Source organism: Pseudomonas sp. SWRI92 (assembly GCF_014268685.1).
GTDB classification, from domain to species: domain Bacteria; phylum Pseudomonadota; class Gammaproteobacteria; order Pseudomonadales; family Pseudomonadaceae; genus Aquipseudomonas; species Aquipseudomonas marvdashtae.
In genome coordinates this window covers 133,360-156,145 of sequence record NZ_JABWQY010000006.1, presented here as the reverse complement: position 1 = coordinate 156,145, position 22,786 = coordinate 133,360, and the positions used below count along the sequence as shown (strand labels likewise).

Sequence of the window (22,786 nt, the reverse complement as noted above, 5' to 3'; positions counted from 1 at the left end):
CATGCAATCGTCGTCGGAGCCACTGACGGTCCTGATTGCCGAAGACAGTGCCGCTGATCGACTGCTGTTGTCGACCATTGTCCGCCGCCAGGGCCACCACGTGCTCACGGCTGCCGATGGCGCCGAGGCGGTCGAGGTTTATCTGCAGCAGCGTCCGCACCTGGTGCTGATGGACGCAATGATGCCGGTCATGGACGGCTTCGAAGCTGCGCAGAGGATCAAGCAACTGGCCGGGGACCAGCTGGTCCCGATCATCTTCCTCACTTCATTGACTGAAAGCGAAGCCTTGGCCCGTTGCTTGGAGGCCGGGGGCGATGACTTCCTGGCCAAACCCTATAACCAGGTGATCCTGGCCGCGAAGATCAAGGCCATGGACCGCTTGCGACGGCTGCAGGCTACGGTGGTGGAGCAGCGCGACCAGATCGCCCGGCACCACGATTACCTGCTCAACGAGCAACGGGTCGCCAAGGCCGTATTCGACAAGATCGCCCACTCGGGTTGCCTCAGCGCGCCGAACATTCGTTATCTGCAGTCGCCCTATGCCTTGTTCAACGGTGACTTGCTGCTGGCCGCGTTCAACCCGGCTGGCGACATGCATATCCTCTTGGGGGACTTCACTGGGCATGGCTTGCCGGCGGCGGTCGGCGCCATGCCGTTGGCGGAGGTGTTCTACGGAATGACCGCCAAAGGCTACGGCCTTGCGCAGATCCTGCGGGAGATGAATGCCAAGCTCAAGCGCATCCTGCCGGTGGACATGTTCTGCTGCGCGACGCTGTTGTGCCTGAGTTTCCAGCGCTGCACCGTGGAAGTCTGGAACGGCGGCATGCCCGATGGCTACCTGCATGACAGCCTGAGTGGCGCGCGCACGCCGTTGCCGGCCCGGCATTTGCCACTGGGCGTGCTGACGCCGCAGCTATTCGATGACCGAACTGAAGTTCATCCCTTGTCGGTGGGGGATCGGGTTTTCCTGTTGTCCGATGGTGTGATCGAGACCAGTGACCGCGATGACCAGCCGTTTGGCGTGGAGCGGTTGCAGCAAGTGTTCTCGGCCAACCGCGAGCCCGACTCTCTCTTCGAAGATATCCAACAAGCCCTGCAGGATTTTCGCGGCGAAGCCCGTGACGACTTCAGCATGGTCGAAGTGCGTCTGGTCGCGCCGACGCAACTCAATCCACCGCCGCCGGTCTATTCCGATAGCGGCCAGTCCAGCCCGCTGGACTGGTCGGTGAGCTTCGAGTTCCGGGCGCAGACGCTCAAGCGCTTCAACCCGATGCCGTACCTGTTGCAGTTGTTGCTGGAGGTTCATGGGTTGAGAGGGCAGAGCGGCGCCTTGTACAGCGTATTGTCGGAGCTTTACTCCAATGCGCTTGAGCATGGCGTGCTGGGGCTCGATTCGAGCCTCAAGCGTGATGCGGTCGGCTTTGCCCGCTATTATCAGGAGCGTAGCGTGCGCCTGGATGAGTTGAGTGACGGTCACGTGCGGGTGCATTTGCATGTCACGCCCCATGGCGACGGTGGCCGCTTGGTCATCGAGGTCGACGACAGCGGCAAAGGCTTTGATGTTGCCAAGGTGCTGGCGCGACCGCTGGACAAGGATCGATTATCGGGCCGTGGCGTGAGCTTGGTTCGCCAGCTATGCCATCAGGCCGCGTGGTCCGACGATGGTCGTAGTGCGCGCGTGGAGTTTTTCTGGGAGGCTCTGGCATAATCAGGGCCATTCTTGATCAAGGAGCGAACAAGTGAGCGAAATTCATCTGGATCGCGACGTGCTCAGCACGTTGCGGGAAGTCATGGAGGAGGGGTACCCGGAATTGCTGGATACCTTTCTCAATGATTCCGAAGCGCGCTTGCGCGTGCTGCATGAAGCGCGGGACGCTGAAAAGCTCAGCGCCACGGCCCACAGTTTCAAGGGCAGCAGCAGCAACATGGGTGCCCTGCGCCTGGCCGAGCTGTGTGGCGAACTGGAGCAGCGTGCCAAACAGCCGTCGCTGGGCGGTATCGAAAAACTCGTCAGCGAAATCGACAGCGAATTTGCCCGAGTGCGTATTCTCTGCCGAGAGGAGCGCGAAGGCTTCCATTGCTGAAATCAGCGCCGTTCACACGTTGGCCCGTCCCTTGCATTGCACTGTCTCGACTGCATCTATGATTCCAGTGCAGCGGAGACCATTTTATGCCCGTTACGCCTAATACACTCATCCAGGCCACTGCCCAGGCCAAGCCGCAGGCCGCTGTCAATCCGCTGGCAGCAGGCCCGGACGCCGGGAATAAAGCCTCCAGCTTCGCCCAGGTCTTCGCCAAACAGGCGCCCGTCAAATCACCGGCGGTACCTGAGCCATCGACAAAACCGCTGCGCGACAAGGCCGCCGATAATACCGTCAAGAAGGACGTCGACAGCGATACGACTGCCGCGCCGGAACCGGTGGTTGCCGATAGCGGCAAGCCCTTGCCTGCCGACAAGCCGGCGACTGCCGACGGCAAGACAACGCAAGATGCTCCCGCCGATACGGCTGAAGCTCCGGTAGTGGATGCAGCACCTTCCGATCCGACGCTTGATCCGGCCTTGCTGCCGGACGCCGTTGCTCTGGTGGCCGCCGTCGAGGCTCAGCCTACGCCTGTCGTCACCCCGGCCGAGGCTCCAGTCAGTGCGGTGGTTGCAACTCCCGTCGTTGCCTTAACCACGCCAACCAAGGCAACGGACCCAGTGATCGATCCGGAGTTCGACCCGCAGGCCGATCCACTCGATGCGCTTCCAGCCCTGCGCCTGGCGATGGAGCAGGGCGGTCATGTGTCCGCTTCCAGCCAGGCACAGCCCAAGGCAGCGGCACCGGCGTCCCTAGACGGCGAACCGACGTCGGCCCAGACCTTCGCGGCGGGGATGGCGAGCATGCTCACCGTGCAAGCCGACCAGGACAGTACCGGCGCGGGTAGCCAGGGCGGCGACAAGGCGTTCAGCGGCCTGATCAGCGAAGGCCTCAAGGACCTGACCGCGGCGTCCAGCGATACCCGCGTGGACGATTTCGCCAACCGCCTGGCAGCGCTGACCCAGGCGGCCACGCCAAAAACCGCCAACGCGGTGCCGGTCAACCAGCCTATCGCCATGAACCAGAGCGGCTGGACTGAAGAAGTGGTCAATCGGGTGATGTACTTGTCGAGCGCCAATCTCAAGGCGGCCGACATCCAATTGCAACCGGCTGAACTCGGTCGCCTGGATATCCGGGTGAACATGGTTCCGGACCAGCAGACCCAGATCACGTTCATGAGCGCACACTCAGGCGTTCGCGAAGCCCTCGAAGGCCAGATGCATCGCCTGCGCGACAGTTTTGCCCAGCAAGGCATGGGGCAGGTCGACGTCAACGTATCAGATCAGTCGCGTGGCTCGCAGGGCCAGGATCAGCAAGCGCAGCAGCAAGCCCAGGCGGGACGCACGACTGCCTCCGGTGGTCGAGTGGATTCGGTGGATGAAGTTTTGCCGGCCAGCGTGGCCGAGGTGGCGGCCAGCACCGTCAGCGTGATTGGCACCAGTGCGGTCGATTACTACGCCTGATTCAATGCAGTAAACCCGCGGGAGCGCGTTTGCTCGCGATAGTGGATGTCAGCCAGCGTTGTCCTGGCGGGAATCAACCCTATCGCGAGCAGGCCCGCTCCCGCTTTGTTTGTGGGCGGCGCAAACCACCTGAGCTGCACACTTCTGGCATAACACTTGCTCCTGCCTAGCCGTGCAACAGTGAAACCCCCGATTAGTGACGGATTATTGGCATGGCGAAGAGCGAAGCAGCAGCAGTAAAAGACCCTGCAACCAAAGGCAAACTCAAGATGATCATCATGATCGTTGTGGGCTTGCTCCTGGCGGTGGGTGTTTCCGTTGGGGCGACCTGGTATTTCATGCACAGCGCTCAGAGCAAGCCGGCGCCGGCAGTCGAAGCCGCTCCAGTAGGCAAGCAGCCGGCGATTTTCGAGCCCATGGCCCCGGCCTTCGTGGCCAACTACACCCAGAACGGTCGCCAACGCTACATGCAGGTGAGCATTACCCTGTTGGGACGCAACCAGGCTGACCTGGAAGCGTTGCGGGTACACATGCCACTGATTCGCAATAATCTGGTCATGCTATTTTCAGGACAGAGTTTCGACACCCTGGCCACTCCGGTCGGCCAGGAAATGCTGCGTCAGAAAGCCACGGCCAGCGTTCAGGAGGTGGCTCAGAAAGAGCTCGGCAAAGTGGTGATCGAACAGTTGCTTTTCACTAACTTCGTATTGCAGTAGGAACACGACATGGCCGTGCAGGACCTGTTGTCCCAGGACGAAATCGATGCGCTGTTGCATGGTGTCGACGACGGCCTGGTGCAGACCGAAAACGCTGCTGAACCGGGCAGCGTCAAAAGCTACGACCTGACCAGCCAGGATCGCATCGTTCGCGGACGCATGCCGACCCTGGAAATGATCAACGAGCGTTTTGCCCGATACACCCGCATCAGCATGTTCAACATGCTGCGCCGTTCGGCCGACGTGGCCGTTGGGGGCGTGCAGGTGATGAAGTTTGGTGAATACGTGCACTCGCTGTACGTGCCCACCAGCCTCAACCTGGTCAAGATCAAGCCGCTGCGCGGTACTGCGCTGTTCATCCTCGACGCCAAGCTGGTGTTCAAGCTGGTGGATAACTTCTTCGGCGGTGACGGTCGTCACGCGAAGATCGAAGGTCGTGAGTTCACTCCGACCGAGTTGCGCGTGGTGCGCATGGTCCTGGAGCAGGCCTTCATCGATTTGAAGGAAGCCTGGCAGGCGATCATGGAAGTGAACTTCGAGTACATCAACTCGGAAGTGAACCCGGCCATGGCCAACATCGTCGGGCCAAGCGAAGCGATTGTCGTCTCGACTTTCCACATTGAACTCGACGGCGGTGGCGGCGACCTGCACGTGACCATGCCGTATTCGATGATCGAGCCGGTGCGTGAAATGCTCGATGCCGGTTTCCAATCGGATCTCGATGACCAGGACGAGCGCTGGATCAACGCCTTGCGCCAGGACGTGCTGGACGTCGACGTGCCAATCGGCGCGACCGTTGCCCGGCGCCAGCTGCGCCTGCGAGACATCCTGCACATGCAGCCGGGGGACATCATTCCCGTCGAGATGCCGGAAGAGATGATCATGCGCGCCAATGGCGTACCGGCCTTCAAGGTCAAGATGGGCTCTCACAAAGGCAACCTCGCGTTGCAGGTGATCGAGCCGATCGAACGCCGCTGAGCGGTGTCAACCGCTTTAAGTTTGTAACGACTTTTCAGGTTTCTAACCGATTTTTGCCCGCCGAGGACACATGATGGCTGACGATATGAATACCCAGGATGACCAGGCGCTGGCCGACGAATGGGCTGCCGCCCTGGAAGAAACCGGCGACGCCGGGCAGGCCGATATTGACGCGCTGCTGGCCGCCGATACCGGTAACGCTTCCAACCGTCTGCAGATGGAAGAGTTTGGCAGCGTGCCAAAAAGCAACGAGCAAGTGACCCTCGACGGGCCGAACCTGGACGTCATCCTCGACATTCCGGTGTCGATTTCCATGGAAGTGGGCAGCACCGATATCAACATTCGCAACCTGTTGCAGCTCAACCAGGGCTCGGTGATCGAGCTGGACCGCCTGGCCGGTGAGCCGTTGGACGTGCTGGTCAATGGGACGCTCATCGCCCATGGCGAAGTGGTGGTGGTCAACGAGAAGTTTGGCATTCGCCTGACGGACGTGATCAGCCCGAGCGAACGCATCAAGAAGCTGCGCTGAATGAAAGGCTTTCTCGCCGCAGCCTTGATGCTGCCGTTCAGCGTGCTGGCGGCCGAACCGGTGGCCACGGTGGCCGCTGCGCCAGCGGGTGGCAGTGGTATCGCCGGACAATTGGCGCAATTGGTGTTGGGCCTGCTACTGGTGCTCGGATTGATTTTCTTCCTGGCCTGGATGCTGCGGCGCGTGCAACAGGCAGGGCCAGCCGGCAAAGGGCAGGTGATCGACATCATCAGCTCCCGCGCGCTCGGCCCGCGGGATCGACTGGTGCTGGTGCAGGTTGGCAACGAGCAGATCCTGCTCGGCCTGAGCCCCGGCACGATTACCGCCTTGCATGTCCTCAAGGAGCCGGTGCAGGTGCCCGCCACTGAGCAGGCTACCCCCGAATTTGCCCAGCGGCTCATGGAATTGCTGGGTAAAGACCAGAAGGATAAAAAGTAATGCCGTTGCGCATTCTGTTGGCGTTGGCCCTGATGCTGGCCGCGCCGTTGGCGTTTGCCGCCGACCCGCTGTCGATCCCGGCGATTACCTTGGGCACCAACGCCGAAGGGGCACAGGAATATTCGGTCAGCCTGCAGATCCTGCTGATCATGACCGCGCTGAGTTTCATCCCGGCGTTCGTCATGCTGATGACCAGTTTCACCCGGATCATCATTGTCTTCTCGATCCTGCGTCAGGCCCTGGGCCTGCAGCAGACGCCGTCGAACCAGATCCTCACCGGCATGGCGTTGTTCCTGACCATGTTCATCATGGCGCCGGTGTTCGACCGGGTGAACAAGGACGCGCTGCAACCCTACCTGGCGGAAACGCTCAGTGCCCAGGACGCCGTGTCCAGGGCTCAAGTGCCGATCAAGGACTTCATGCTCGCCCAGACTCGCAGCAGCGACCTGGAGCTGTTCATGCGCCTGTCCAAGCGCACCGACATCCTCAGTCCCGACCAGGCGCCGCTCACAATCCTGGTGCCGGCGTTCGTCACGTCCGAACTGAAGACGGCGTTCCAGATCGGCTTCATGATTTTCATCCCGTTCCTGATCATCGACCTGGTGGTCGCAAGTATCCTGATGGCCATGGGTATGATGATGCTGTCCCCACTGATCATTTCCCTACCGTTCAAGATCATGCTGTTCGTGCTGGTGGATGGCTGGGCCTTGATCATCGGCACCCTGGCGGGCAGTTTCGGCGGTGTTTAGACCAATTGCGCAGGTAGGACAATATGACGCCTGAAGTAGCGGTAGACCTGTTCCGCGAAGCGCTCTGGCTGACCACGGTGATGGTTGCCATCCTGGTGATTCCCAGCCTGTTGGTGGGTTTGCTGGTGGCGATGTTCCAGGCCGCCACGCAGATCAACGAACAGACCCTGAGCTTCCTGCCGCGCCTGCTGGTGATGCTGGTGACGCTGATTGTCGCGGGCCCTTGGCTGGTGCAAACCTTCATGGAATACATCCTGCAGTTGTACGGCAGTATTCCGCAGTTGATCGGCTGAGCCGATGTCGATGCTCGAGCTGACGGACACCCAGATCAGTACCTGGGTGGCGTCGTTCATCCTGCCGCTGTTTCGCGTCGCCGCGGTGCTGATGAGCATGCCGGTCTTCGGCACGACCCTGGTCCCGACTCGGGTGCGCTTGTATCTGGCCTTGGCGATCACGGTGGTCATTGCCCCGGGACTACCGCCGATGCCGCCCGTCAACGCCCTGGACCTCAGTGCGCTGATGCTGGTGGCCGAACAGATTCTCATCGGTGCCTTGATGGGCTTCTCGTTGCAGCTGTTCTTCCAGGCATTCGTGGTCGCCGGACAAATCATCTCGATCCAGATGGGCATGGCGTTCGCCTCCATGATCGATCCTACCAACGGCGTAAACACCGCGGTCATAGGGCAGTTCCTGACGATGCTGGTGACGCTGTTGTTCCTCGCCATGAACGGACATCTGGTGGTGTTCGAAGTGCTGACCGAGAGCTTCACGACGATGCCGGTGGGTAGCGCGATGCTGGTCAATCATTTCTGGGACATTGCCGGCAAACTCGGCTGGGTCCTCGGTGCGGCGATGCTGCTGGTATTGCCGGCGATCACCGCGCTGCTGGTGGTCAACATTGCCTTTGGCGTAATGACCCGGGCGGCACCGCAATTGAACATCTTTTCCATCGGTTTTCCGCTGACCCTCGTGCTGGGCATGGTGATTTTCTGGGTCACCCTGGGGGATATTCTCAACCAGTATCAGCCGCTGGCCACCCAGGCCTTGCAGCTGCTACGTGATATGGCACAGGCGCGCTGAACCATGGCTGAAAGCGAGAGTGGCCAGGACAAGACAGAAGACCCCACGGAGAAACGCAAGAAAGAGTCCAGGGACAAAGGCGAGGTCGCGCGTTCCAAGGAGCTCAACACACTTGCGATCATGCTCGCCGGCGCTGGCGGCTTGCTGATTTATGGCGGTGGGCTGGCTTTGGATTTGCTGGAAATCATGCGCCTGAACTTCTCTCTGCCCCGAGAAGTGCTACTGAGTCCTGGCGCGATGACGCAGTACCTGTTGCATTCGGGCAAGATCGCAATCATTTCGATGCAGCCGATTCTGATTTTCTTGCTGCTGGCGGCTTTTCTGGGGCCGATTTCCTTGGGGGGGTGGCTGTTTTCCGGCAAGACCATGGCCCCGAAATTCAGCCGGATGAACCCTGCGGCGGGCCTCAAACGCATGTTCTCCACCACGGCTGTGATGGAGCTGCTGAAGGCGCTTGGGAAGTTTCTGCTGATCCTGTTCGTCGCGCTGACGGTATTGCAGGCCGACATCGACGACCTGCTGCGTATCGCCCATGAGCCGCTGGAACAAGCCATTATCCACAGCGTTCAGCTGGTTGGCTGGAGCACCTTGTGGATGGCCTGCGGCCTGATTCTGATTGCCGCCATCGACGTGCCGATCCAGCTTTACCAAAGCAAGCAAAAGCTGATGATGACCAAGCAGGAAATTCGCGACGAGTACAAGGAGCAGGAAGGCAAGCCCGAGGTCAAGCAACGGATCCGTCAGTTGCAGCGCGAAGTGTCCCAGCGGCGAATGATGGCGGCCATCCCCGACGCCGACGTGGTCATCACCAACCCGACCCATTTTGCGGTGGCGCTCAAGTACGACCCCGAAAAAGGCAACGCACCGGTGTTGCTGGCCAAGGGCAGCGATTTCCTGGCGCTGAAGATCCGTGAGATCGCCGTGGCCAACGAAGTGATGCTGCTCGAATCTCCGGCGTTGGCGCGGTCGATCTACTACTCCACTGAGCTCGAGCAGGAAATCCCGGGTGGCCTGTATCTGGCGGTGGCCCAGGTGCTGGCCTACGTCTACCAGATTCGCCAGCACCGTGCGGGCAAGGGAAAGCGCCCCGAACCGCTCAAGGACCTGCCGATTCCGCCGGATCTGCGGCGTGATTCCTGAGGCGGTCGGCACCCCTCCAAACCTATCTATTTCAACCTCCGGCAAAAGTTGGAAGGCTTCTTGCAATACCCCGCCTGCGCCCCTTCCGGGCGTCAAAAGTTTGCTTCACAGGAACGGGGAATTTTGGTGGATCGCTCTCAGTTACTCAGCAATGCGCGCAGCAACGTAGCAGACCTCAGCCGGGGTAATCTGGGCGTGCCGCTGTTGCTGCTGGTCATGCTCGCCATGATGATGCTGCCGGTCCCGCCGTTCCTGCTGGACGTGTTCTTTACGTTCAACATCGCTTTGTCAATCGTCGTGCTGCTGGTGTGCGTATACGCTTTGCGGCCGCTGGATTTCGCCGTCTTCCCGACCATTCTGCTGGTGGCCACGCTGATGCGGCTGGCGCTGAACGTAGCGTCGACGCGGGTTGTCATGATCCACGGCCACGAAGGTCACGAAGCCGCTGGTAAGGTGATCCAGGCTTTTGGCGAGGTGGTAATCGGCGGTAACTACGTGGTCGGTATCGTGGTTTTCGCGATCCTGATGATCATCAACTTCGTCGTGGTGACCAAGGGTGCCGGGCGGATTTCCGAGGTGAGTGCGCGTTTTACCCTCGATGCGATGCCCGGCAAGCAAATGGCGATCGACGCCGACCTCAACGCCGGCCTGATCGACCAGAACCAGGCCAAGGCCCGTCGTCTTGACGTGGCTCAGGAAGCCGAGTTCTACGGTTCCATGGACGGTGCCAGTAAATTTGTGCGCGGCGACGCCATTGCCGGTCTGTTGATTCTGTTCATCAATCTGATCGGCGGCATGGCCGTGGGTATTTTCCAACATGGCATGACCTTCGGTGACGCCGGCAAGGTTTACGCCTTGCTGACCATCGGTGACGGTTTGGTGGCGCAATTGCCATCACTGTTGTTATCCACAGCCGCCGCGATCATGGTGACCCGTGCTTCGGGCTCCGAAGACATGGGCAAGCAGATCGGCCGCCAGATGTTCGCTTCGCCCAAGGCCCTGGCCGTGGCCGCGGGCCTGATGGCAGTCATGGGGATCGTGCCGGGCATGCCGCACTTCTCCTTCCTGTCCATGGCTGCGATGGCGGCGGGTGGCGCCTACCTGTTCTGGAAGAAGCAGAATGTGCAAAAGGTCCAGGCGTTGGAAGAGGTCAAGCGCCAGCAGGAACTGCTGCCGTCGCCGGCCCGCGCCATGGAAACCAAGGAACTGGGCTGGGACGACGTGACGCCGATCGACATGATCGGCCTGGAAGTCGGCTATCGCCTGATTCCATTGGTCGACCGCAACCAGGGTGGTCAGTTGCTGGCGCGGATCAAGGGCGTGCGCAAGAAGCTGTCCCAGGACCTGGGCTTCCTGATGCCCACCGTGCACATCCGCGACAACCTCGACCTGGCGCCGAGCGCCTATCGCCTGACGCTCATGGGCGTGATCCTGGCCGAAGCCGAGATCTACCCGGACCGCGAGCTGGCGATCAACCCGGGGCAGGTCTACGGTTCGCTCAACGGCATTACCGCCAAGGATCCGGCTTTCGGCCTGGAAGCGGTGTGGATCGAAATCAGCCAGCGAGCCCAGGCCCAGTCCCTCGGTTATACCGTGGTGGACGCCAGCACCGTGGTCGCGACTCACTTGAACCAGATTTTGTACAAGCACTCCAGCGAGCTGATCGGCCACGAGGAAGTCCAGCAACTGCTGCAAGTACTGGCCAAAGGCTCACCGAAGTTGGCGGAAGAATTGGTGCCGGGCGTGGTTTCGCTGTCGCAATTGCTCAAGGTATTGCAAGCGCTGTTGGCCGAACAAGTCCCGGTGCGCGACATTCGCAGCATCGCCGAAGCGATCGCCAACAACGCTTCGAAGAGTCAAGATACCGCCGCCTTGGTCGCTGCGGTGCGGGTCGGCGTATCCCGTGCAATCGTCCAAAGCATTGTAGGCACTGAGTCTGAGCTGCCTGTGATCACTCTGGAGCCAAGGTTGGAACAGATATTGCTCAATAGTCTGCAGAAGGCAGGACAAGGCTCGGAAGAGGGTGTTCTGCTGGAGCCAAGCATGGCCGAGAAGCTGCAACGTTCGTTGATCGATGCGGCCCAACGGCAAGAGATGCAAGGCCAACCGGTGATCCTGCTGGTGGCCGGTCCGATTCGCGCGATGCTCTCGCGATTCGGGCGCCTCGCGGTCCCGGGGCTGCATGTGCTGGCGTACCAGGAAATACCGGACAACAAGCAAGTGACCATCGTTGCGACAGTAGGGCCCAACGGCTGAGGTAGTGGTTTATGCAAGTGAAGCGTTTTTTCGCCGCCGATATGCGTCAGGCCATGAAACTGGTTCGTGACGAGCTGGGCGCTGAAGCAGCCATCATCGGCAACCGTCGTATCGCCGGCGGTGTCGAGCTGACGGCGGCTCTGGATTACAAATTGTCGGCGCTGGCCCCGCGGGTTCCGAACATGGAACTCGAGGACGAGCTGCGCAAGACCCAGTCGCGCATCGCCAGCGCCCAGGCCGAGCTGAGCCTGCGCAGCAGCGAAGGCGAGGGCAGCGCGGGCACCAATCGCCAATTGTTCGCCGGTCAGCCATTGACGGCCGGCCTGCCGCTGACCGCTGCCGAACCGCTGATCGAGCCAGCCCTGGCCGAGCCGCGTCGTCCGGCACCGGTGCAGGCAGCGCCAGCGGCGGGTGTTGACCCACGTGCCCTGGACTCGATGCGTTTCGAACTCAACAGTTTGCGCGAGCTGATGGAAGTCCAGCTTGGCTCGCTGGCCTGGAACCAACTGCAAGGCAGCCGTCCGGCCCAGGCCAACCTGTGGCGTCGCCTGCAACGCATTGGCCTGTCCGGCCCGTTGTCGCGCGACCTGCTGGCGCTGATCAACGGCATCGAAGAGCCTCGCCAGGCCTGGCGCATGTTGCTTGCACACCTGGCGCGGATGATCGCCACGCCGGAAGTCGAGCCATTGGAGGAGGGCGGCGTCATCGCCATGGTCGGCCCTGCCGGCATGGGCAAGACCACCACCCTGGCCAAGCTTGCGGCTCGTTATGTACTCAAGTACGGCGCTCAGAGCATCGCGCTGGTGAGCATGGACAGTTTCCGCATCGGCGCCCAGGAACAACTCAAGACCCTGGGTCGGATCCTCAATGTGTCGGTGACCCATGTGGATCCGGGCCAATCCCTGGCCCAGGCGCTGGAGCCTTTGATGCGCAAGCGTGTCGTGCTGATCGACACCGCCGGCCTGCAAGCCAGCGATCCGGCCCTGCGCATGCAGCTCGAAAGCCTGGCCGGGCGTGGCATCAAGTCAAAAAATTATCTCGTGTTGGCAACCACCAGCCAGAAACAGGTTCTAACCGCCGCATACCACAGCTACAAACGCTGCGGGCTGGCCGGCTGCATCCTGACTAAACTGGACGAAACGGCAAGCCTGGGCGAGGTGTTGAGCCTGGCAATCGGTCATGAACTACCGGTGGCCTACCTGACCGACGGGCCGCGGATCCCGGATGATTTGCATCTGCCGCGCCGTCATCAACTGGTCAGTCGTGCCGTGAGTGTGCAAATGCAGGAAGAACCCAGCGAAGAAGCCATGGCTGACATGTTCGCTGATATCTACCACAGCCCGACCAAGCAGGTTGGCTGAGGTAATCATGAATATTTTTTGTACCTACATCGATGGTCTGCCATGCATTGTTCCGAGTGAACGCGCAGCCAGTAATGTGGCCTCCGTCTAAGTAAGACAAGGTAAAGAACGAACATGGGCAGCATGCATCCCGTACAGGTGATCGCGGTGACCGGCGGCAAAGGTGGCGTCGGGAAGACTAACGTGTCAGTGAACTTGTCCCTGGCTCTGGCAGAGCTTGGCCGACGGGTCATGCTGCTGGACGCCGACCTGGGCCTGGCAAACGTCGACGTGTTACTGGGGCTTACCCCCAAGCGCACGCTGGCGGACGTGATCGAAGGTCGCTGTGAACTGCGTGACGTGCTCCTGCAGGGGCCGGGCGGGATTCGCATCGTGCCGGCTGCCTCCGGCACCCAGAGCATGGTTCACCTGACCCCAGCCCAGCACGCGGGCCTGATCCAGGCTTTCAGCGACATCGGTGACAACCTCGATGTGCTGGTGATCGACACGGCCGCCGGCATCGGCGACTCGGTTGTCAGTTTCGTGCGCGCCGCCCAGGAGGTCCTGCTGGTGGTGTGCGACGAGCCGACGTCCATCACCGATGCCTACGCCCTGATCAAATTGCTTAACCGCGACTATGGCATGAACCGCTTCCGCGTCCTGGCCAACATGGCCCAGAGCCCGCAGGAAGGCCGGAACCTGTTCGCCAAGTTGACAAAGGTCACGGATCGCTTCCTGGACGTCGCCCTACAATACGTCGGCGCAGTGCCTTACGACGAAAGCGTACGCAAGGCTGTCCAGAAGCAACGTGCCGTTTATGAAGCCTTTCCACGTTCCAAATGCGCGCTGGCGTTCAAGGCGATCGCCCAGAAGGTCGATACCTGGCCACTGCCGGCCAACCCACGCGGGCATCTGGAATTTTTCGTCGAGCGTCTCGTGCAACAAACAGCAGGGCCCGTGTTATGACAGCCAGCGGTTACAACCATCTCTACAAAAAATCGGCACGGGACGCCCAGTACGAATTGATCGAGCGTTACGCGCCCCTGGTCAAGCGCATCGCCTATCACTTGCTGGCGCGCCTGCCGGCCAGCGTCCAGGTCGAAGACTTGATCCAGGCGGGCATGATCGGCTTGCTCGAAGTGTCGAACAAATACGACGCGAGCAAGGGCGCCAGTTTCGAGACCTATGCCGGTATCCGCATTCGCGGGGCGATGCTCGATGAAGTCCGCAAGGGCGACTGGGCGCCGCGTTCGGTGCATCGCAATACGCGTATGGTCAGTGACGCGATTCGCGCTATCGAAGCTAAAACCGGACGTGACGCTAAAGATCACGAGGTTGCGGCCGAACTCCAGTTGAGTCTCGATGATTATTACGGGATTTTGAACGATACCTTGGGCAGTCGCCTGTTCAGTTTCGACGACCTTTTGCAGGACGGCGAACACGAAGGGCTGCACGAGGATAACGCGAGTGCTCACATGGAGCCGTCGCGTGACCTGGAAGATGAACGTTTCCAGAGCGCGCTGGCGGATGCGATTGCCAATCTGCCGGAACGTGAGCGACTGGTCTTGGCGCTGTACTACGACGAAGAGCTGAACCTCAAGGAAATCGGTGAGGTCCTGGGGGTCAGCGAATCGCGGGTCAGCCAGTTACACAGCCAGTGCGCGGCCCGCTTGCGGGGGCGTTTGGGGGAGTGGCGAGCGCGCTGACGGGCAGTGTGGGGACGCTGCGAGCGGGGCTGGCACGGCATGTGTGTGCCGGGCCAGTCTCATCCGTTGTGCTCCAGACCGTTGTCGAGTGTTATGCCGGAATTGATTGAAATGGCGCGTCCAGGTGCTGGGCGCGTTTAAGACTGCTTGGAGGTCGAATTGGACAAGAACATGAAAATCCTCATCGTTGATGACTTCTCAACGATGCGGCGGATCATAAAAAACCTGTTGCGTGACCTCGGGTTCACCAACACGGTCGAGGCCGACGATGGCATCACTGCCATTCCCGTCCTCAACAGCGGGAGCATCGACTTTCTGGTGACTGACTGGAACATGCCTGGCATGACCGGTATCGACTTGCTGCGCCACGTGCGCGCCGACGAAAAACTCAAGCACCTTCCGGTGCTGATGGTGACTGCCGAAGCCAAGCGCGAGCAGATCATCGAAGCGGCCCAGGCCGGTGTAAACGGCTATGTGGTCAAACCCTTCACGGCCCAGGCGTTGAAAGAGAAGATCGAAAAAATCTTCGAACGCATCGGTTAACGGCGCCACGGGGGAGCTATGGACAACGAATCTTCAATGGGTGATTTCGAATCGACCCTGAAAAAACATGCCCGCGAACTGGTCGACAGCCTTGAAAAGGGCCGCTTCGGTGATGCGGTTCAAATGATTCATGAGCTCAACCAGACCCGTGACCGAGGTCTGTACCAGGAAGTCGGCAAGCTCACCCGTGAACTGCACAGTGCGATCGTCAATTTCCAGATCGACCCGAACATGCCACAGGCCGAGGAAGTCTCGCAGATCACCGACGCCACCGAGCGCTTGGGTTATGTGGTCAAGCTGACCGAAGCCGCCGCCAACCGCACCATGGACCTGGTGGAAAGCGCAACACCCCTGGTCAACGGCCTGAGCGATGAAGCCCAGGCGTTGAGCACCGATTGGGGTCGGTTCATGCGTCGCGAAGTCGGCGCCGAGGAGTTTCGGGAGCTGGCCCGTCGGGTCGACGGTTTCCTGACGCGAAGCAGCACCGAGAACCGTGCCGTGGCGAGCAACCTCAACGACATTCTGCTGGCCCAGGATTACCAGGACCTGACCGGTCAGGTGATCAAGCGCGTGACCCAACTGGTCACCGAAGTGGAAAGCAATTTGCTCAAGCTGGTGTTGATGGCCAGCCAAGTCGACCGCTTTGCCGGCATCGAGCACGACCGTGAAGCGATGCTTGCTGAAAAAGATCCACAAAAACATCTCTCTCAGGGTGAAGGTCCGCAGATTCATGCCGATAAAAGAGAAGACGTTGTGTCCGGTCAGGACGATGTGGACGATTTGCTGTCCAGCCTTGGATTTTGAGTTTTAGCCCTATTTTAGGAGCAGCCATTAATGAGCTTCGGCGCCGATGAAGAGATCCTTCAGGATTTCCTGGTTGAGGCCGGCGAGATTCTAGAGCAACTTTCCGAACAACTGGTCGAGCTGGAAAGCCGACCTGATGATGCGGACCTGCTCAATGCAATTTTTCGCGGTTTCCACACTGTAAAAGGAGGCGCCGGCTTCCTCCAGCTCAACGAGCTGGTGGAGTGCTGCCACATTGCCGAGAACGTGTTCGACATCCTGCGCAAGGGTGAGCGTCGCGTTGATTCGGAACTGATGGACGTGGTGCTCGAAGCGCTGGATGCGGTCAACAGCATGTTCAGCGAAGTGCGCGAGCGCTCGCCGGTCACCGCTGCCACCCCTGAGTTGCTCGCCGCGCTGGCACGCCTGGCCGAGCCGCAATCGGCTGACGAAGCCGCGCCTGCCGAACCTGTGGCTGAAGAGCCGGTTGCCGAGGCATCGGGTGACATCACCGATCATGAATTCGAATCGCTGCTGGACTCGCTGAACGCCGTCAAGGCCCAGGCTGAGGCTCCGGCCGCGCCTGCTGCGCCAGCCACCGGCGCAGCTGCCAGCGACGAAATTACCGACGCTGAGTTCGAGTCGCTGCTCGACCAGCTTCACGGCAAGGGTCAGTTTGCTGCCGATGCCGTCGCAGCCCCAGCGGCCCCGGCCCCGGCCGCGCCAAAGGCGGCTGGCGATAATTCCGACATTACCGATGATGAGTTCGAGGCGTTGCTCGATCAGCTGCATGGCAAGGGAACCTTTGCCGTCGATGCGCTGGATTCGGCCATCGCTTCCGCGCCGACCCCGGCCAAGCCAGCCGCCGCGGCAGCTGGCAGCGACCTGATCAGCGATCACGAATTTGAATCACTGCTCGACGAGTTGCACGGCAAGGGCAAGTTCAGCGAAGTCGGTACGGCCTCTGCCGCGCCGACGGCTACCGCTGCGCCTGTCGCCAAGGCCGCGCCAAAACCGGCCGCCAAGGCACCCGAGCCCAAGGCCGAGACACCCAAGCCCGCCGCTGCTGCACCGGCGCCTGCCCGTGCGCCGGCTGCCCCGCCCGCCGAAAAACCAGCCAGCGAAGCCGAGACTACCGTTCGGGTCGACACCGCGCGCCTGGACGAGATCATGAACATGGTCGGCGAACTGGTGCTGGTGCGTAACCGCCTGGTGCGCCTGGGCCTCAACAGCCAGGACGAAGCCATGTCCAAGGCCGTGTCCAACCTCGACGTGGTCACGGCCGACTTGCAGACCGCGGTCATGAAGACCCGGATGCAGCCGATCAAGAAAGTCTTCGGGCGCTTCCCGCGCCTGGTTCGTGACCTGGCTCGCCAGCTCAAGAAAGAAATCATTCTGGAACTGGTGGGTGAAGAGACCGACCTCGACAAGAACCTTGTCGAGGCCCTGGCCGACCCGCTGGTCCACTTGGTGCGCAACGCGGTCGACCACGGCATCGAGTCGCCGGAAGAGCGCGAGGCCTCCGGCAAGGTTCGCGGCGGCAAGGTGATCCTGGCTGCCGAGCAGGAGGGTGACCACATCCTGTTGTCGATCTCCGACGACGGCAAGGGCATGGACCCGAACGTGCTGCGCGCCATCGCGGTGAAACGCGGCGTGATGGACAAGGATGCGGCCGATCGCCTGAGCGAATCCGAGTGCTACAACCTGATCTTCGCCCCGGGCTTCTCGACCAAGACCGAGATTTCCGACGTGTCGGGTCGTGGCGTGGGCATGGACGTGGTGAAAACCAAGATTTCCCAGCTCAACGGCTCGATCAACATCTACTCGACCAAGGGCCAGGGCTCCAAGATTGTCATCAAGGTCCCGTTGACCCTGGCGATCATGCCGACCCTGATGGTGATGCTGGGCAACCAGGCCTTCGCCTTCCCGCTGGTCAACGTCAACGAGATTTTCCACCTCGACCTGTCGCGCACCAACGTGGTGGACGGCCAGGAAGTGGTCATCGTCCGGGACAAGGCGCTGCCGCTGTTCTACCTCAAGCGCTGGCTGGTCAGCTCCGCCGCTCATGTCGAGCAGGGCGAAGGCCATGTGGTGATCCTTTCGGTGGGCACCCAGCGGATCGGCTTCGTTGTCGATCAATTAGTTGGCCAGGAAGAAGTGGTCATCAAGCCATTGGGCAAGATGCTCCAGGGCACCCCGGGCATGTCCGGCGCCACCATCACCGGCGACGGCCGCATCGCGTTGATTCTCGATGTGCCTAGCATGCTCAAGCGCTACGCCGCTCGGCGTATTTGATTCTGGAGGGGCGTGGCCCAGCGCCGCGCCTCGTCTAACGGAGTGTTTATGGTAGTTAAAGTCCTGGTGGTGGACGATTCGGGGTTCTTCCGCCGCCGCGTCTCGGAAATTCTTTCAGCGGACACGAGCATTCAGGTCGTCGGCACGGCGACCAATGGTAAAGAGGCGATCGATCAAGCCCTGGCACTCAAGCCGGACGTGATCACCATGGACTACGAGATGCCGATGATGGATGGCATCACGGCGGTGCGGCATATCATGCAGCGCTGCCCGACCCCGGTATTGATGTTTTCCTCCCTGACCCACGAAGGCGCTCGCGTCACCCTCGATGCGCTGGACGCCGGGGCCGTGGATTTCCTGCCAAAGAATTTCGAAGACATTTCGCGCAACCCGGACAAGGTCCGGCAGATGTTGTGCGAGAAAGTCCATAGCATCTCCCGCAGCAACCGACGCGTCAGTGCCTACAGCGCACCTGCGCCTGTGCCTACGGCCGCGCCGACGCCTGCGCCAACGCCAGCGTCGTCCAGCGGTTTCAACCCGGCACCGGTTCGCAGTGCTCCGGCACCCGCTCCCGCTCGTTCGGCGCCTGCCAGCGCTTCGTCGCCGGCGCCCAAGCGCAAGGCCTACAAGCTCGTCGCCATCGGCACGTCCACGGGCGGCCCGGTCGCGCTGCAGCGGGTCCTGACCCAGTTGCCGGCCAATTTTCCGGCCCCCATCGTGCTGATCCAGCATATGCCTGCCGCGTTCACCAAGGCTTTCGCCGAGCGCCTGGACAAGCTGTGCAACATCAGCGTCAAGGAAGCCGAGGATGGCGACATCCTGCGTCCAGGGCTGGCGCTGCTGGCGCCGGGTGGCAAGCAGATGATGATCGACGGCCGTGGCGCGGTGAAAATCCTGCCGGGCGATGAGCGTTTGAATTACAAACCATGCGTCGACATTACCTTCGGTTCCGCCGCGAAATCCTACGGCGACAAAGTTCTGGCGGTGGTGCTCACCGGCATGGGCGCCGACGGTCGCGAAGGCGCGCGCTTGCTCAAGCAGGGCGGCAGTGCGATCTGGGCCCAGGATGAAGCCAGTTGCGTGATCTATGGCATGCCGATGGCGATCGTCAAGGCGGACCTGGCCGATGCGGTCTACAGCCTGGACGACATCGGTAGACACCTGGTCGAGGCGTGCCTGTAATGGATGTGCTCAGCCTGATCGGCATCATCATGGCGTTTGTGGCCATCATTGGTGGTAATTATCTGGAAGGCGGTCACCTGGGCGCGCTGGCCAACGGCCCGGCCGCACTGATCGTGATCGGTGGCACCGTCGGCGCCGCGTTGTTGCAATCGCCGATGAGCGCGTTCAAGCGCGCCATGCAGGTACTGGTCTGGATTTTGTTCCCGCCTCGGGTCGATCTGGCCGGAGGCATCGACCGCGTCGTCAACTGGAGCCTCACCGCTCGCAAGGAAGGCTTGCTGGGTCTGGAAGGGGTGGCCGATGCCGAACCCGACAACTACTCGCGCAAAGGCCTGCAATTGCTGGTGGACGGCGCCGAACCGGAAGCGATCCGCAGCATCCTGGAAGTGGATTTCTACACCCAGGAAAGCCGCGACATCGAAGCGGCCAAAGTCTTCGAAAGCATGGGCGGCTACGCGCCGACCATCGGCATCATCGGCGCGGTCATGGGCCTGATCCACGTGATGGGCAACCTGGCCGATCCGTCGCAACTGGGCAGCGGTATCGCCGTGGCCTTCGTTGCCACGATCTACGGCGTGGCGAGTGCCAACCTGGTGTTGCTGCCGATTGCCGCCAAGCTCAAGTCCATTGCATTGCGCCAGTCGCGCTACCGCGAAATGTTGCTGGAAGGCATCCTGTCGATCGCCGAAGGCGAGAACCCGCGCTCCATTGAGTTGAAGCTCCAGGGCTTCATGGACTGATGGAGGATATGGAAAATGGCCCGTCGCAGGCATCGTGAAGAACACGTCAACCATGAACGCTGGCTGGTTTCCTACGCCGACTTCATCACGCTGCTGTTCGCCTTTTTCGTGGTCATGTATTCGATCTCGTCGGTCAACGAAGGCAAGTACAAAGTGATCTCCGAGGCGTTGATCGGGGTCTTTACCGACTCCGACCGCGCCCTCAAGCCCATTCCCATCGGTGACGAGCGTCCGAAGACGACGACACCGGCCAAGCCTCTGGTCAGGGACGCCGAGCAGGTCGACGCCGGCATTGCCGGTGGCAGCGACCCGCTGAAGAGCATCGCCGATGACATCAGCGCGGCGTTCGGCGACCTGATCAGTTCCAACCAGATGACCGTGCGCGGCAATGAGTTGTGGGTCGAGATCGAACTCAATTCCAGCCTGTTGTTTGGCAGCGGCGACGCGATGCCCAGCGACATGGCGTTCACCATCATCGATAAGGTCGCGACAATCCTGAAACCGTTCGACAACCCGATCCACGTCGAAGGCTTCACCGATGACCAGCCGATCCGCACTGCGCAGTACCCGACCAACTGGGAACTGTCCTCGGCCCGTTCGGCGAGCATCGTGCGCATGCTGGCCATGCAGGGCGTCAATCCCGGTCGGCTGGCATCGGTGGGCTATGGCGAGTTCCAGCCGGTGGCGAACAACGCCACCGCCGAAGGCCGTGCGCGCAATCGGCGGGTGGTGCTGGTGGTCTCGCGCAACCTCGATGTCCGTCGCAGCCTGACCGGCACTGGCACGGCGAACGCAAAACCGGATGCGGCATTGAAGCGGGCTGGCACACAAACTGCACCGCCCCCGGTCAAGTCGCCGGCAAGACAGAACGCCGTCAATTCTCCGTCACCGGCTTTATAACCGAGCTATTTCTCGGTCGAGCGCGTCTCGATCGGGAGGAACGATCCGAATGAGAGTCTGGGCAGTCGCCAATCAAAAAGGTGGTGTGGGCAAAACCACATCTTCCATCGCTCTAGCCGGTTTGCTGGCCGAGGCGGGCAAGCGCGTGGTCATCGTCGATCTGGATCCCCACGGCTCGATGACCAGTTACTTTGGCTACGATCCCGACAGCCTGGAGCACAGCAACTACGACCTGTTCCTGCACAAGGGTAGCGTGCCCGAGGGCTTGCCGGGACAGTTGCTGTTGTCCACCAGCGACGAGCGGATTTCCCTGTTACCGTCGAGCACGGCCTTGGCCACCCTGGAGCGCCAATCGCCTGGTCAGAGCGGCCTGGGGCTGGTGATCGCCAAGAGTCTGGCGCAGCTGTGGCAGGATTTCGATTACGCAATCATCGACAGCCCGCCGTTGCTCGGGCTGTTGATGGTCAATGCCTTGGCGGCGAGCCAGCAGTTGGTGATTCCGGTGCAGACCGAACATTTGGCCGTGAAAGGCTTGGAACGCATGGTCAACACCCTGGCGATGGTCAACCGCTCGCGCAAGCAATCGCTGGCCTTCAGCATCGTGCCGACCTTGTTCGACCGCCGCACCCAAGCGTCCCTCGGCACCCTGCGTGTGCTGCGGGACATGTACCCGGACGACATCTGGCAAGGCTATATCCCGGTTGATACCCGCCTGCGCGACGCCAGCCGCGCAGGCGTCACGCCGTCGCAATTCGACGGCAAGAGCCGTGGCATACTGGCCTACCGTGCGCTTCTCAAGCACCTGCTGGCCCAGCAGCTCGTTCCGCAGCAGGTGGCTTGAGGTGATGAGGTTCTCCATTGACGTTGTGTTCGCTTGCGGGCGCTCAAGTCCTGCCGTATCCATGCCGATAACCTTTTCAAGTGGCGCACAGTTCCTATGAACCGCCCGATCAAGACAACCTCGCGTCCGCAAATGGCCTTGCAGTCCTATCTGGACGGGCTATTGCAGGAAGCGACTGAAGAATTACCGGCGCAGCCGACTGCGGCCGAGGCGTTGCCCGGGCCGGTCGAAGCCGAGCCTGAAGCGGTGCTGGATGAGTTCCAGGCGGCGGTGCTCGAAGAGCAGGCCCGTGATGCACGGCCGCCAGTGGCTGCCGCAGTGCTCGAGGCGCCGACCAGCAAGCCGCAGGTGGCGGTGATGCAAGCGCCTGCGCCGATCCTGGCGCCGGTTTCGACCGTCGCACCGTTGTTGCAAGGCCTGGCGACGCCGGTGGTGGAAATCCACCTGCCGCCGAGCAGTCCGCCGCCGCCGGTGCCGGGCGATGACCGTCCGGCGTGGGCTGCCGAGCCGTTCGAGTGCCTGTTGTTCGATGTCGCCGGGTTGACCCTGGCGGTGCCGTTGGTCTGCCTGGGATCGATTTATTCCCTGGCTGGCCAGGAATTGACACCGTTGTTCGGCCAGCCGGAGTGGTTCCTCGGGATCCTGCCGAGCCAGGCCGGCAACTTGAAAGTGCTGGATACCGCGCGTTGGGTCATGCCGGACCGTTATCGCGATGATTTTCGCCAGGGCCTGCAGTACGTGATTTCAGTGCAGGGTTACGAGTGGGGTTTGGCGGTGCACCAGGTCAGCCGTTCGCTGCGCCTGGACCCGAACGAAATCAAATGGCGCAGCCATCGAGGGCAACGGCCATGGCTGGCCGGTACGGTGATCGAACACATGTGCGCCTTGCTGGACGTTTCCGAACTGGCGGAGCTGATCGCCAGCGGCGGGGCAAAACACCTGGACGGCGCCAAGCCGGTCCGCAAACCAATATAAGACAACCGGTGGCGCAGGGCGCCGCCGGACAGAACACACACCGCCACAGGC

The 22,786-nt window shown here is 61.3% G+C and carries 23 protein-coding genes; all 23 read left to right on the top strand.

Going from position 1 to position 22,786, the window contains the following annotated elements; all coding sequences use genetic code 11:
* Position 1: 1 nt before the first annotated feature.
* Entirely contained in the window at positions 2–1,708 is a 1,707-nt protein-coding gene (locus HU762_RS12515; RefSeq protein ID WP_186637180.1) for a fused response regulator/phosphatase, read from the top strand.
* Between the two features lie 31 nt (positions 1,709–1,739).
* Positions 1,740–2,084 (top strand): Hpt domain-containing protein, encoded by a 345-nt coding sequence (locus HU762_RS12510; protein WP_186610432.1) that lies wholly within the window; start codon positions 1,740–1,742, stop codon positions 2,082–2,084.
* A gap of 86 nt (positions 2,085–2,170) precedes the next feature.
* Positions 2,171–3,544, top strand: a complete 1,374-nt coding sequence (locus tag HU762_RS12505) for a flagellar hook-length control protein FliK (protein ID WP_186637178.1) — start codon at positions 2,171–2,173, stop codon at positions 3,542–3,544.
* 212 nt (positions 3,545–3,756) lie between these two features.
* Positions 3,757–4,260 carry a flagellar basal body-associated protein FliL gene (fliL, locus tag HU762_RS12500; protein WP_186637176.1) on the top strand — a complete coding sequence of 168 codons (504 nt, stop codon included), beginning with the start codon at positions 3,757–3,759 and terminating at the stop codon, positions 4,258–4,260.
* 9 nt (positions 4,261–4,269) lie between these two features.
* Entirely contained in the window at positions 4,270–5,238 is a 969-nt protein-coding gene (gene fliM / locus HU762_RS12495; RefSeq protein WP_186637173.1) for a flagellar motor switch protein FliM, read from the top strand.
* A gap of 73 nt (positions 5,239–5,311) precedes the next feature.
* On the top strand, positions 5,312–5,767 hold the full coding sequence (fliN, locus tag HU762_RS12490) for a flagellar motor switch protein FliN (RefSeq protein ID WP_186637171.1): 456 nt from the start codon (positions 5,312–5,314) through the stop codon (positions 5,765–5,767).
* Complete coding sequence (gene fliO, locus HU762_RS12485; protein ID WP_186637169.1) at positions 5,768–6,205, top strand: flagellar biosynthetic protein FliO; 438 nt, start codon at positions 5,768–5,770, stop codon at positions 6,203–6,205.
* Entirely contained in the window at positions 6,205–6,954 is a 750-nt protein-coding gene (fliP, locus tag HU762_RS12480; protein ID WP_186637167.1) for a flagellar type III secretion system pore protein FliP, read from the top strand. Before fliO ends, fliP begins: the two co-directional genes overlap by 1 nt.
* 23 nt (positions 6,955–6,977) lie before the next feature.
* A complete protein-coding gene (gene fliQ / locus HU762_RS12475) occupies positions 6,978–7,247 on the top strand; it encodes a flagellar biosynthesis protein FliQ (protein ID WP_024618176.1) in 270 nt (89 codons plus the stop codon).
* A gap of 4 nt (positions 7,248–7,251) precedes the next feature.
* Positions 7,252–8,034 (top strand): flagellar biosynthetic protein FliR, encoded by a 783-nt coding sequence (gene fliR, locus HU762_RS12470; RefSeq protein ID WP_186637160.1) that lies wholly within the window; start codon positions 7,252–7,254, stop codon positions 8,032–8,034.
* Positions 8,035–8,037: 3 nt separating this feature from the next.
* Positions 8,038–9,174: a flagellar biosynthesis protein FlhB gene (flhB, locus tag HU762_RS12465; protein WP_186637158.1), complete on the top strand. Its 1,137-nt coding sequence runs from the start codon at positions 8,038–8,040 to the stop codon at positions 9,172–9,174.
* Between the two features lie 126 nt (positions 9,175–9,300).
* Positions 9,301–11,430 carry a flagellar biosynthesis protein FlhA gene (gene flhA, locus HU762_RS12460; protein WP_186637156.1) on the top strand — a complete coding sequence of 710 codons (2,130 nt, stop codon included), beginning with the start codon at positions 9,301–9,303 and terminating at the stop codon, positions 11,428–11,430.
* Between the two features lie 11 nt (positions 11,431–11,441).
* Positions 11,442–12,791 carry a flagellar biosynthesis protein FlhF gene (gene flhF, locus HU762_RS12455; RefSeq protein WP_186610442.1) on the top strand — a complete coding sequence of 450 codons (1,350 nt, stop codon included), beginning with the start codon at positions 11,442–11,444 and terminating at the stop codon, positions 12,789–12,791.
* Between the two features lie 114 nt (positions 12,792–12,905).
* The gene (gene fleN / locus HU762_RS12450) at positions 12,906–13,736 is read left to right on the top strand and encodes a flagellar synthesis regulator FleN (RefSeq protein WP_003184001.1); all 831 of its coding nucleotides are present in this window, start codon (positions 12,906–12,908) and stop codon (positions 13,734–13,736) included.
* The gene (gene fliA / locus HU762_RS12445) at positions 13,733–14,476 is read left to right on the top strand and encodes an RNA polymerase sigma factor FliA (protein ID WP_014337177.1); all 744 of its coding nucleotides are present in this window, start codon (positions 13,733–13,735) and stop codon (positions 14,474–14,476) included. The genes fleN and fliA overlap by 4 nt, the downstream gene beginning before the upstream one ends.
* A gap of 171 nt (positions 14,477–14,647) precedes the next feature.
* Positions 14,648–15,019, top strand: coding sequence for a chemotaxis response regulator CheY (locus HU762_RS12440; RefSeq protein ID WP_008006721.1), 372 nt, complete (start codon positions 14,648–14,650; stop codon positions 15,017–15,019).
* Positions 15,020–15,037: 18 nt separating this feature from the next.
* Entirely contained in the window at positions 15,038–15,823 is a 786-nt protein-coding gene (locus HU762_RS12435; RefSeq protein WP_186637153.1) for a protein phosphatase CheZ, read from the top strand.
* Positions 15,824–15,853: 30 nt separating this feature from the next.
* Positions 15,854–18,097, top strand: coding sequence for a chemotaxis protein CheA (locus HU762_RS12430; RefSeq protein ID WP_186637150.1), 2,244 nt, complete (start codon positions 15,854–15,856; stop codon positions 18,095–18,097).
* Positions 18,098–18,145: 48 nt separating this feature from the next.
* On the top strand, positions 18,146–19,279 hold the full coding sequence (locus HU762_RS12425) for a chemotaxis response regulator protein-glutamate methylesterase (RefSeq protein WP_186637147.1): 1,134 nt from the start codon (positions 18,146–18,148) through the stop codon (positions 19,277–19,279).
* A complete protein-coding gene (locus tag HU762_RS12420) occupies positions 19,279–20,019 on the top strand; it encodes a flagellar motor protein (protein WP_186610446.1) in 741 nt (246 codons plus the stop codon). Before HU762_RS12425 ends, HU762_RS12420 begins: the two co-directional genes overlap by 1 nt.
* Before the next feature lie 15 nt (positions 20,020–20,034).
* Positions 20,035–20,919 (top strand): flagellar motor protein MotD, encoded by an 885-nt coding sequence (motD, locus tag HU762_RS12415; protein WP_186637144.1) that lies wholly within the window; start codon positions 20,035–20,037, stop codon positions 20,917–20,919.
* A 49-nt stretch (positions 20,920–20,968) separates the two neighbouring features.
* The gene (locus HU762_RS12410) at positions 20,969–21,760 is read left to right on the top strand and encodes a ParA family protein (protein WP_186637141.1); all 792 of its coding nucleotides are present in this window, start codon (positions 20,969–20,971) and stop codon (positions 21,758–21,760) included.
* A 96-nt stretch (positions 21,761–21,856) separates the two neighbouring features.
* Positions 21,857–22,735 carry a CheW domain-containing protein gene (locus HU762_RS12405; protein ID WP_186637139.1) on the top strand — a complete coding sequence of 293 codons (879 nt, stop codon included), beginning with the start codon at positions 21,857–21,859 and terminating at the stop codon, positions 22,733–22,735.
* The last annotated feature ends 51 nt before the right edge of the window (positions 22,736–22,786 follow it).